Source organism: Calothrix rhizosoleniae SC01 (assembly GCF_900185595.1).
GTDB lineage: Bacteria > Cyanobacteriota > Cyanobacteriia > Cyanobacteriales > Nostocaceae > Calothrix_A > Calothrix_A rhizosoleniae.
Genome location: NZ_FYBH01000155.1, coordinates 1 through 10612, shown reverse-complemented (window position 1 = coordinate 10612; position 10612 = coordinate 1). Strand labels below are relative to the sequence as shown.

Below are 10612 nucleotides of genomic sequence, written 5' to 3'. Positions count from 1 at the left end.
AACCTACTTACCACCTTTGAACTTACCCTTAGCACAGGCTGAAGAACTAGCTCCCAGATTCCGAAATTTTTGGGCTACCGTGGCTGATGGTGATGCTTTATTAGATTATTATAGTTTTTCCCCACAATTAGGCCAATATTTCCAGGAATATGGAGCAATCTCCCCTTGTGGTACTCCTACCTTAATTGATAACCACAGTACATTACTACTTTCAGAGTTGGGGAAATTTTAACTCCCTATGCCCATAGGATTTCATTCCTGGGCATAGGGCAGTTAATCTAAAATATAGCGAACGGGCAGATATAGGTGAGGAAATCGTATCGTATTTTGGTTCAAAGGGAACAAGTAAATTCACATCTCCAATCCCCTAGACTTAAGCATATTCTCCCGGCGCTTGCGGGCAATTTCTTGTAAATCAATAATTTTATCAGTTTCATCTACAATCTCCCCTGTCAGCACTTCCAACACATCCTCCAAAGTAACGACACCGGATACACTACCATACTCATCAAGTACCACTACTAAATGTTCACGACTATCTTGAAAATTCTTCAGTAATTTATCTAACCGCACCATTTCCGGAACAAAATGTACGGGGCGAACCAGATTAGCGACTTGTTGCTCGTATTTTCCTTGAATCAGTGCCGTAAGTAACTCATGTTTGAGCGCTAAACCGATGACTTGTTCTAGGGAATCCTGAATCACCAAAATGCGGCTGTGCTGGGATGAAATAATACTTTGTTCGACTTCTCCAAGGGTATGATCTCCATGTAAATAAGTGATAGTAATTCTGGGGGACATGACATCAGCAGCAGTTAAGTCGTTTAGTTGAAATACCCTGTGAATCATCTCCGCTTCATCATCTTCAATCACCCCTTCTTGATAACCAATGGTAGCAAGGAAGCGAATTTCTGCTTCATTGGTTGTGGGAATCTTTTTCCCTTGGGTAAAGGGAAGGGTGATTTTTTCTACTAACCACACCAAAGGGCTAAACACTAAGGTTAAAAAACGGACTGGTAAAGCAACTGTTAAAGCAATAGGTTGGGAATAGCGTTCACCGATAGTTTTGGGGATGATTTCACCAAAAACTATAATCAGAAAAGTCATAATCCCTGTGATGATACCCAACCATGTCTGTCCCAAAGCCTTATTTGCAAGAATACCAATAACGGCAGCACCAACTATATTAAAAATATTATTGAGAATTACAATAGTAGCAATGGGTCGGTTCATATTTTTCCGAATTGCCAATAGTGCCTCTGCTCCTGGTTTTTTGGATTGTGCTAACTGTTGGACTTTAATTCTGGGAACTGAAAATAAAGCTGTTTCTGCCATTGCACACAGTGCTGAACCCAAGATAATAGTAAATGCAGTAATAAGGAGTTCTAACATACTCAGTGGAGTGAGCTCATAATTGGAATAGATTTGACTGGAAATGAGCACTACCCATATCCTAATTGTTAAATTAAGGTATCAATAAACTTAATTTGTAGCGTAGGGAAAACCAGCCAAAATTTGACGGACTTCTGGATGGTAACAGTAATATCAAGTCTATCAAAACATAATGGGAGGGTGAGAACCCTTGAGTTTTTAACCAGGGGATGAAACCCGACAAAAAGGGATTTATCCCAGGGAGTACGTCAAAAATAATGTTTGGCAAAAGAAATCAATTTCACCATTGCGAGCATAGTTTGTAGCTTTGTAAAATTAGCGAATATTCTGGTTCGTATAGCATTGGCTTTGAAGAAACAGGTGTGCCTAAGTTATATACTTTACGTAAATTTACACAATTTTAGCATCAGGCAGCCTGGAAAATACAGTCTAGACTGGTAATTATAGATAAACAAATATACATAGGAGATGTAATCATGAATATAATCCTGAAAAAACGACTTTTACCTAGTCTGATTGCCACGGGATTAATCGGTGCAGCTTTCATCCCAGCTAGCCCTGCCTCTGCTGATGATAGGTTATTAAAAGACGTAGTCACAGGAGCCGGAGTTGCCGGTGTATCGGGAGTTATTACCAGAAAGGGTTCTACCATGGATAATCTAATTAACGGCGCAGTCAGTGGTGCAGCAGTAAATGCTGCTAACCGTGGCAAAAAATCTAGTGTGGTTCGAGATACGGCTGTAGGAGCTGCGGCTAGTACTGTATCTGGTCTGATTATTAGAAGACGCAAACGCCCAGTGCGAGATGCTGTTAATGGAGCCATTGGTGGTCTTTTGATTAATAGAACGCGCTAAGTCGAGGTATTATGGAGAGGAAAAAATGGGAAAATGTTGTCTCTAATTGCTATCTTTAACGAGGGAGTAGGGAGTAGGGGCGTGGGAGTAGGGATGCCCCATACTTAAAAGTAGGGGATTTAATAAAGTAGGGGATTTAATGTTGACGTTTTTTCTGTCACCGCAAGCGCGCCTCCCCACCCAAATTTTCTTAACTTTCCACGGATAAATCCGGGGGCTATGTCCTACCGGACACGCTATTTCCTTTCAGGAGACGCTTCGCTAACGCTAACGCTAACAAACCATCCTGGAGTAGGGTATTTTTCCTCTGACCCTACTCCCTACTCTCTACTCCCCCACTCCCTATTTTGGTGATGTTGTAAGCATTTGTACCTTGCCTTCATTCTTACGTAGCACAAACCTTTTCCTCTCATTTTTTGTGTGGAGATTTCTGGGAGCAAATATCTAATTTTGATTGCGGTTAAAATCTTGCAAATCTAGGGCATAATTTAGCTTTAAGATATTGACTCCTGGTTCACCGAAAATACCAAAAAATCTTTTATCTGTGTATTTTTTAAGTAAGCTAAATACTTCATCTGGTCTAATATCCCTGGCGCTGGCTACCCGTTCTAATTGGTTTCTAGCAGCTTGTATGGAAATATGAGGGTCCAATCCAGAACCAGAGGTATAAATTAGTTCTGGAAATGGTTGCATATCCTCTTCTGCAAAAATTTCCAATTCTTCTTTAATTCTGTTTAACAGTTTGCTATTACCAGGAGATAAATTACTACCTCCAGATATGCCCCTAGGTTTACCTTTATCAGCTTGGGCATAATCTACTGCACTGGGACGGCCGTGAAAATACTTATCCTCAGTAAACTGTTGACCAATTAAAGCCGAGCCGATGGGTTCACCGTTAATATTTTGGATGATACTGCCATTAGCTTTGGGTTTAAAGAAAGTTTGACCCACGGTGAGGACAATGGAGGGATAGATGATTGCCGCAACTAACCATAGAAGTAAGACTATACGAATCGCTCTGGTGGTTTCTCGAATATATATCATTATTCCTAATTCCTCACTCCTAAATATTTTCAAGCCAATCCTATGGTTGTAACCGCCATATCAATTAATTTAATCGCAACAAATGGTATGATTGCTCCCCCTATACCATAAATCAACAGATGAGATTGAAAAATTTGATTTGCACCCACGGGTCGAAATTTAATACCTCGTAAAGCTAGAGGAATAAAAGCAAAGATAGCGATCGCATTATAAATGAGTACGGACAGTACCGCAGAATTTGTACTGCTCAACTGCATAATATTAAATCTTCCCAGGTTCAAGGTAGTAAACAGAATCGGTAAAATGGCAAAATATTTAGCAATATCATTGCTGATGGAAAATGTGGTCAATACTCCACGGGTCATCAATAATTGTTTGCCAATGGTAATTATGTCAATTAACTTGGTGGGGTCAGAATCTAGATCCACCATATTAGCGGCAGATTTAGCCGCTTGAGTACCTGTGTTCATTGCCAAGCCGATGTTTGCTTGAGCTAAAGCTGGAGCATCATTATTTCCTTCTCCAGTCATTGCTACTAATTTACCTTCAGCTTGTTGTTGTTGAATGACAGTAATTTTATCTGCTGGAGTGGCTTCAGCAATAAAGTCATCTATTCCTGCTTCCCGAGAAATTACCCCGGCGGTGGTTTTGTTGTCCCCAGTTACCATGATGGTATAGATACCTAAGCGTTGCAATTGGTAAAAGCGATCTCGGATTCCTGGTTTCACAATATCCTTAAGATGGATAACGCCATAAATTTCTCCGTCTAAGCACACAGCTAAGGGTGTACCTCCTTGGAGAGAAATGCGTTCACAGGCTAAATCAATTTCGTCAGATAATTTTTGGCTTGAGGAACCAACAAATTCCTTGATTGCTGCTAATGCACCTTTTCTTACTTGACTACCGTTGGGCAAATTTGTCCCACTTATGCGGGTGGTGGTGGAGAAATAAATAGCTTCCGCTCTATAGGGATCGAAGTCAATCTTGGCTCCCAATTTATCTGCCAGTCGGATGATTGATTTTCCTTCTGGTGTGTCATCAAATACACTGGCAGCAATAGCTATGGCTGCTACCTCTAACTCCGAATGACCATTGATAGGAATAAAATTTTCTGCTAAACGATTTCCCAGGGTAATAGTACCAGTTTTATCAATCACTAAGGTATTGACATCAGTGCATATTTCTGCATCCAGAGAATTAGCAATTACATTCGAGTTGGCAATGCGATCTATGCCAGCAATGCTGATAGTCTTTAATAAGGAGGCAATTGTAGTAGGCATTAAAGACACTAATAGGGCAACTAAAATGGTTGCACTAATGGGAAGTTGCAGATAAAAAGCAAATGCTGGTAAGGTGACAACCACAAACAAAAAGATTAATGCCATTACCGCTAATAATGCCTGTAAAGCAATTTCATTGGGTATTTTGCGGCTTTCTTCTCCTGACATTGAAGCAATCATCCGGTCAATAAATCCTTGACCAGGATTGGCTGTGACAGAAATAATTAATTCATCGGAGATAATGCGTGTACCTTCGGTGACAGAACTGGCAACTTCCGAACCCGATTCTTTGAGTATGGGAGCAGATTCTCCAGTAATGATGGATTCATCGACGGAACCTACACCTAAAATCACCTCTCCATCGGCAGGAATTATATCTCCAGCGACAACGTATACCGAATCTCCCCGTTGTAATGTCTGAGAAGATACTTCTGTAACTGTGCCATCCACAGCTAGTTTTTTGGCAATGGTTTCCGACTTCAGCGATCGCAGTTTATTAGCTTTTGCCTGACCCTTAGCTTTAGCGATCACTTCTCCTAGATTACCAGCATAAATAGTAACTAGTAAAATAAATGTCACCAACCCGTTAAAAAGTCGGGGATTCTGGCTGGGAATCTCGCCAAATAAATTAGGAGCAATGGTAAGAATCAGGGTGAGAATTGTCCCCAGCCACACCAACAGTATGACTGGGTTTTGTATTGCTGATTGGGGATTGAGCTGAAAAAAAGCATCAACTATAGCTTGGGAGTAAATATCCTGGGTGGGGTGTTTTGACTGCTTCATTGCCGGATAGTGCTTGAAAATGTGGAGTGGGGAATGGGGAGTTGATAGTTGATAGTTGTTAGTTGTTAGTTGATAGTTGATAGTTGATAGTTGTTAGTTGTTAGTTGATAGTTGTTAGTTGTTAGTTGATAGTTGATGGTTGATAGTTGATGGTTGGTAGTTAAGATTTTTTATCTTTCACTCCTTCCCTCCTTCCCTCCTTCACTCCTGCCTCCTGCCTCCGTTCGGCTGAGCTCACGGCCGAAGCCTGCCTCCTGCCTTCTTCAACAACTTTTGCTATGTACCAGCAGCTAGTTTAAGACCCTCTGCTACTGGACCTAATATCATCACTGGGAAGAAAATTAATGCTGTGAGAATCAACATAATTCCCACAGTAAAGCTGGTGAATAGCAAAGAATCAGTTCTTAAACTGTCAATACTTTTAGGTACCAATGGTTTTTGTGCCATACTTTCAGCCACTAGGAGGATAGCAATTATTGGTACGTAGCGTCCTAGTAGCATACTGAAAGCTGTACTCAAATTCCACCATAAATTGTTATTGCTCAGTCCTGGGGATGTGGAACCATTATTCGCACTAGCGGCGGCATATTCATAAATCACTTGGGAAAAGCCATGAAAATCCGGATTGGTAATTCCTGATAGGGGAACATGGTTAAGTAAAGCAATCGCACTGGGAATTAACACTATCATTGGATGAATTAATAGGACTAAACTCACCAAGAGAATTTCCCTCTGTTCAATTTTTTTGCCTAAAAAACTAGGTGTACGTCCTACCATTAATCCGGCAAGAAACATTGCCATAATCAAGTAAATTAACAAGTGGATAATTCCTGTACCAATTCCTCCCCAAACACTTTGTAAAAATAGATTAGATAAAGTAGCAAAACTGCCATTCGGCATTAAGGAATCATTGATTCCATTGATGGCACCACACATAGTTGCCGTGCTAATTACTGCCCATAATGCGGTTTGAGCCCAACCAAATCTGACTTCTTTACCTTCTAAATTAGGTACTGCTTCTGTTAATAGATTATTAATCAGAGGATTACCTCTATACTCACCTGCCACAGTAATGCCTAACAACACCAAAAAAATCATAAATACCATCCAAAATAGTAACCAAGCTTGCTTCCTGTTGTTGGCGAAAAAACCATAGGTGTGAATTAAGGCGGCTGGTATAGCTACCATAGCGATGATTTCGATTAAATTTGAGGCTCCATTGGGATTTTCAAACGGGTGTGCAGAATTGGCAGCAAAAAAACCTCCCCCATTATTACCTAACATTTTGATCATCTCAAAAGATGCCACTGGGCCCCTGGCAATGTATTGGGTTTCCCCTTCCAAGGTATTGACTACCATGGGAGCAGATAAAGTTTGGGGAACCCTCAAACTAATTAATGCGATCGCTCCTACTATAGATATGGGTAATAATATGCGTGTGATTCCACGGGTAATATCTAGATAAAAATTACCCAGGGGTTTACCCGTTAAACCACGAATTACAGCGATTCCTACTGCCAATCCTGTGGCTGCGGAGGTGAACATCAAAAAACCTAATGCTGCAATTTGACTGAAATAACTAAAAGTATTTTCCCCTCCATAGTGTTGCAGATTGGTATTGGTTAAAAATGAGATAGTTGTATGTAGCACTAAATCCCATTTGACTATTCCCAATTTTGTCGGATTCCAGGGCAATATTTTTTGATTAATCAGCAATAAATATACAACAATGCCCATGCATAAGTTAGTAGCAAGCACAGCTCTGATATATTGCCAAGCATTCATACTATCTTTTTTCGAGACACCTGCTAAAAAAAAGATGATTTTTTCTAGAGGATTAATCAATGGGTCGAGTAAACTTTTCCTGCCTATATATACACTGTAAATATATCTTCCTAATAGAGGAGAAATCGCGATTATAATACAGAGAGTTAATCCGATTTGTAGCAATCCTTGTCCCATAAATATAAGCAGGTATTTATTATTTCAAAAGGTTGTTTTATCGGTAAAATCTAATAATTACTAGATGAATATCAAAAACAATAAATTAAATCAATTCAATGCAATTTAGATTGTTTTCAGTCAATTAATATATCATTTTTTGTTTTGTACATAATTATAGTAGTAATGATAGTTATAATTTATCAATTTTATTGTTCTCTAGTGATAAGTCTCAGAGGATGTAAATAGCTAGTAAATTTACACCCGGTTATAAGTTAATTTATATACCTTGCCACTGATCCCTCGTTACCAAGGGATCTTTTCACAATCTGGTTTCCCATGCACTATATATTTTGGCAACATCACTAATACCTGTATGAAAATCAACCCGTGATACTGTGGGTGATACAAATCGATCAATGCTATAGAATTAAGATGAATCAGTGAAGCGATCGCTCGATCTCAACTAAGTGGAGAGAAGTGAACTACCCACACTCCCCTAAAGGGTGAGTGTTGGCTTCCAGCTTCACAGAAGATTGCCTCATCTTGGATTTACGTCCGCGAGTTGGTCTTACATCCTCTCCACTGGCGTTAGCCTCCCCCATCCCAGAGGAGGACATTTCGGCTGCGCTCAATGCTAGCAGTCTAATACCTTCAGCCCTTATATTTTGCGCTGCGTTGCCATCCCTATGATGATGGGTTCCGCAACTTGGGCAAGTCCAAGCCCTAATCTCTAATGGTAAATCCCTGATTTGATAATGGCAGTTAGAGCAAAGCTTGGAACTGGGGAACCATCTATTTATTTCTACCAATACTTTCCCCTCTTTTTCTAATTTATAAGAGAGGAAATTCACAAAGGTTCCCCATGAGGTATCAGATATTGCTTTTGCTAGTTTATGGTTACGTACCATGCCCTTGACATTTAGATTTTCAACTACCACAACTTGATTATTATCAACTATCTTCCTAGATAGCTTGTGTAGGTAGTCTTGGCGGACATTGCTAATTTGTTCGTATACCCTAGCTGTAATCTTGTTAGCTTTATTTTTGCGGTTGCTACCTTTTTCTTTACGGGCTGCAATCCGTTGTTTTACGGCTAATTTTTTTTGATACTTGTACAGATGTTTAGGATTGGCGTATTTAGAAGTTTTATCACCATCGTAGGTAATAGCAAAATCTTTGATTCCTAAATCAATACCCACGACCTTACCATCTGTAGTTGAGGACAGTTGCATGGGCGGGTTCCCCGACTTGTGCAAACTGTCCGTTGGTGTTGGGTTATCTCCGTCGTATTCCATCAGCACAGAAGCGTAATATTTACCCGATGGGCATTTACTAACTGTGACTGTTTTGATCGTTCCATCAAGGGGTCGGTGGATTTTAGCTTTTACTATTCCAACCTTACCGGGAAACTTCAAACAATCATTAACCTGTTTTACCTTCTGTGGATACTGGATTGATTGACGGTGATGATAGGATTTGAACCTCGGATATTTTGCCCTACCCTCAAAAAAGTTTTGATATGCACGGCTAAGATTGAGACTCACAGATTGTAAAACCTGTGAATAACACTCACTTAGCCACTCAGTTTCTTTATCTTTTTTGAGTTTTGGCAACATGGAATTGAGTCCAGATTGAGACAAGCCTTTACCAGTTGCTTTATAGGTTTCAATGCACTGATTTAACCCATAATTCCACCACCACCGCGCACATCCAAAATGTTGGTCTAACACTTGAATCTGCTTATCACTGGGGTATAACCTAACTTTTAGTGCTTGTTTTCTCATCGGAACTACTCCAAACATCGACCTGTTACTATTATATGCATATCGCAGTAACATTATTCTGGAAATATTTGGCGACTCCTCAAACATCTCCTCCCTCCCCTTGCGGCATTGGTTGCAGATGTCTTCGTCGCCACCCACCTTATATCCCGCCACTGAATGGAGTACAGTTTCAGTGGGGGACTTACGATGTTTTAGTTAACTTGAGAAATTGAACTTAAATATCCCAGCAATTGGGTCTACCATATAGGTAATCAGCCTGGAAAATAAATCTTTTTGAGTTCATAGAGGTCACATGTAATGGAAATGGCAAATGAAAACGCGGAAAATGAATTGAAACTGACAACTGAAAATGTGGAAAATGTATTAGATGAGCTGCGTCCATACCTCATGTCTGATGGCGGAAATGTGGAATTGGTAGAACTTGATGGCCCCGTCGTCAAGCTGCGCTTACAAGGAGCCTGTGGCTCTTGTCCTAGTTCCGCAATGACTTTAAGAATGGGGATTGAGCGTCGTCTGCGAGAAAAGATCCCAGAGATTGGAGAAGTGGAACAAGTAGTTTAACAGTTAGGAGTTATGAGTTCGAGGGTAGGAGTATACTAAAATTTATACCACCTTCCTCACTCTACTCCTAGCTTGGAAATGGGAAGTGGGGAATCGGGAATCGGGAATCGGGAATCGGGAGTCGGGAGTCGGTCAGAGTTATTTTCATCCTTGGTTGTGAAAAATTTTTTCATCGGGACTGCCTAATTTATTCAGTTATCAGTTATTAAAAACATTTCGAGTCAATGAAAAGACCTTTGCAGATTCAGCAGAGCAAGTTTTGTTTCAGTTCAAGCTAACTTTATAATCAGCAATAATTATTCCTCAATTTTATGCCTTTACCAGATAAATAGGACTTTTTAATACAAAGCATTAATCAAAAATTCTATAAAATACATTTATGATACTGGCAATTAACCTATAAAATAAAAGACATTTTTCATATATAATAACATTCGTTATATACTGATGTTCGTAGAGATTTTTACCAAATTATCAATTTGATATAGGATAATCTTTTTAGTTTTCGGTTATTGTTCGTCAAAATACGGATGATAATCCTTGATCAACACAATAAACGAGAGTATTAAAAGATACTATAAACTTGCTCGTGTGCCAGTATTTCACTGTGATTTTTGTTTTTAGGATTAATTCCCTTCATAAATCTTGTTTATCCATTGAACAGCCAATAGACTGGAATTGTTGTAGCTCAGGATAAACACAAATGAAATTCTTTAACAATGTATTAATAGCTTCTTCTACCGCTTTGCTAACAATTATCGGCAGTTTTGTATCCATGTCTTCTGCTCAAGCAGCAGCTTTTAACTATATTCGTATTGGGGATAAGGATGGTTTTGGATTTGGAACAGGAAAAGATCAAGAAGGAGAACTATATAAAGGAGCTTATGGTGGTTATGCAAATAAAGATGGTAAGGGTTTACTAGGAGTGGATGATGTACTACCAGATTTAAATCGTAAGGAGAATGATGGA

8 protein-coding genes and 1 pseudogene are annotated in these 10612 nt (G+C 39.6%); 4 read left to right on the top strand and 5 right to left on the bottom strand.

Annotation, left to right across the window (positions count from 1 at the left end; translation table 11 throughout):
* Window positions 1-232 (top strand): annotated as a pseudogene (locus tag CALSC_RS09150) (metallophosphoesterase); the annotation flags it as partial.
* 119 nt (window positions 233-351) lie between these two features.
* Here CALSC_RS09150 and CALSC_RS09145 read toward each other — a convergent pair.
* Window positions 352-1392, bottom strand: coding sequence for a hemolysin family protein (locus CALSC_RS09145; protein WP_088241049.1), 1041 nt, complete (start codon window positions 1390-1392; stop codon window positions 352-354).
* 476 nt (window positions 1393-1868) lie between these two features.
* On the opposite strand from CALSC_RS09145, the gene CALSC_RS09140 reads away from it, so the two are divergent.
* Entirely contained in the window at window positions 1869-2246 is a 378-nt protein-coding gene (locus CALSC_RS09140) for a hypothetical protein (RefSeq protein WP_088241048.1), read from the top strand.
* Window positions 2247-2690: 444 nt separating this feature from the next.
* Here the strand turns inward: CALSC_RS09140 and kdpC are convergent, their stop codons facing one another.
* The 4 genes from kdpC to CALSC_RS09115 form a co-directional block, all read right to left on the bottom strand.
* A complete protein-coding gene (kdpC, locus tag CALSC_RS09135) occupies window positions 2691-3290 on the bottom strand; it encodes a K(+)-transporting ATPase subunit C (protein ID WP_088241047.1) in 600 nt (199 codons plus the stop codon).
* Between the two features lie 29 nt (window positions 3291-3319).
* Window positions 3320-5353 (bottom strand): potassium-transporting ATPase subunit KdpB, encoded by a 2034-nt coding sequence (gene kdpB, locus CALSC_RS09130; RefSeq protein WP_088241046.1) that lies wholly within the window; start codon window positions 5351-5353, stop codon window positions 3320-3322.
* Between the two features lie 276 nt (window positions 5354-5629).
* The gene (gene kdpA / locus CALSC_RS09120) at window positions 5630-7315 is read right to left on the bottom strand and encodes a potassium-transporting ATPase subunit KdpA (RefSeq protein ID WP_088241045.1); all 1686 of its coding nucleotides are present in this window, start codon (window positions 7313-7315) and stop codon (window positions 5630-5632) included.
* Window positions 7316-7779: 464 nt separating this feature from the next.
* A complete protein-coding gene (locus tag CALSC_RS09115; RefSeq protein WP_088241051.1) occupies window positions 7780-9081 on the bottom strand; it encodes an RNA-guided endonuclease InsQ/TnpB family protein in 1302 nt (433 codons plus the stop codon).
* Window positions 9082-9411: 330 nt separating this feature from the next.
* Here CALSC_RS09115 and CALSC_RS09110 point away from each other — a divergent pair, with 330 nt between their 5' ends.
* Together CALSC_RS09110 and CALSC_RS09105 are read left to right on the top strand one after the other, a co-directional pair.
* Complete coding sequence (locus CALSC_RS09110) at window positions 9412-9642, top strand: NifU family protein (RefSeq protein ID WP_088241050.1); 231 nt, start codon at window positions 9412-9414, stop codon at window positions 9640-9642.
* 703 nt (window positions 9643-10345) lie between these two features.
* The coding region (locus tag CALSC_RS09105; protein WP_143288204.1) for a hypothetical protein at window positions 10346-10612 on the top strand (267 nt) is incomplete at its 3' end.